The organism is Streptomyces hainanensis, assembly GCF_004348415.1.
Lineage (GTDB): Bacteria > Actinomycetota > Actinomycetes > Streptomycetales > Streptomycetaceae > Streptomyces > Streptomyces hainanensis.
In genome coordinates, this window is record NZ_SMKI01000930.1 from 1 (window position 1) to 527 (window position 527).

Annotated in this window: 1 protein-coding gene; it reads left to right on the forward strand. The window is 75.1% G+C overall.

What is annotated here, in order from left to right; all coding sequences use genetic code 11:
• Positions 1–15: 15 nt before the first annotated feature.
• The coding region (locus E1283_RS36860) for an EamA family transporter (protein ID WP_425086286.1) at positions 16–527 on the forward strand (512 nt) is incomplete at its 3' end.

Sequence of the window (527 nt, forward strand, 5' to 3'; positions counted from 1 at the left end):
CCCCACCGTGGACCCATGCCCTCCCGTTCCACCGGCGTGGCCCTGATGCTGGGCAGCGGCCTGTCCAACCAGGTCGGCGCCTCGGTCGCGGCACTCGCCTTCCCGGCGATCGGCCCCCTCAGTGTCGTCGCGATCCGCCAGTGGGTCGCCGCAGCCGTGCTCGTCCTCTCGGGCCGCCCCCGTCCACGCCACTTCACCGCCCCCCAGTGGCGCCCGGTACTCGGCCTGGCACTCGTCTACGCCGCCATGAACCTGTCCCTCTACACCGCCATCGACCGGATCGGCCTCGGCCTGGCCGTCACGCTGGAGTTCCTCGGCCCCCTCGCCGTCGCCCTGGCCGGCTCCCGCCGCCGCGCCGACCTCCTCGCCGCCCTCGCGGCAGCCGGCGCCGTCGCGGTCCTCGTCCGCCCCACCCCGTCCACCGACTACCTCGGCATCGCCCTGGCCCTCCTCGCCGCGGTCTGCTGGGGCTGCTACATCCTCCTCAACCGCACCATCGGCACCCGCCTCCCCGGCCTCCAGGGCTC